Genomic DNA, 681 nt, shown 5'->3' with positions numbered 1-681 from the left:
TCGTCTGTTAAACGTTCAAAAGCTTGATCTAACATCGTTGAAATGAGTGAGTAGGTTGGTCTTGAACCGATTGTATACGTAATGATTTCTCCATTAAATAAGTCCAATATCGGCGATAAATATAGCTTTTCTCCAAATAATTTAAACTCTGTAATATCCGTAACCCATTTCTCATTTGGTTTTTCAGCTTTGAAATTGCGATCTAAAATATTTAGTGCAATCTTGCCCACAGTCCCTTTGTAAGAGCGATATTTTTTCATACGGACAAGACATTTTAGCCCTAGTTCTTTCATGATACGCTGTACCTTTTTGTGGTTTACTTTGTGTCCGCGATTTCTAAGTTCATCACGAATACGACGGTAACCAAACCGACCTTCATGTTCATCGAAAACAGATTTAATCAATACTTTCAGTTCTGCATCTGGATCAGGACGACCGAAGTTTTTCACCCAATAGTAATACGTGCTACGCGGAATGTCTGCGAGCTGTATAAGTGCTTTCACCGGGAATGCATTCCTTAATTCATAGACTACTTGTGCTTTGTCTTGTTTGGTGATTTTTCCTTGTTTTGAACTAAGGCATTCAACTTTTTTAAATAGGCAATCTCCATACGTAAACGTTCATTCTCCGCCTGTAAAGCCTCTATTGATCCTTCATCGGGTACTTGAGTATTTGATGTCT

The 681-nt window shown here is 37.7% G+C and carries 1 pseudogene; it reads right to left on the bottom strand.

Features of this window, described 5'->3' with window-relative positions:
- A pseudogene (locus AKG34_RS26385) lies at nucleotides 1-681 on the bottom strand (IS3 family transposase); the annotation flags it as partial.

Origin of the sequence: Peribacillus butanolivorans, from assembly GCF_001273755.1 — a bacterium.
GTDB lineage: Bacteria > Bacillota > Bacilli > Bacillales > DSM-1321 > Peribacillus > Peribacillus butanolivorans.
The sequence above is the reverse complement of the archived record's forward strand: the minus strand, read 5'-3'. Positions and strand labels throughout refer to the sequence as shown.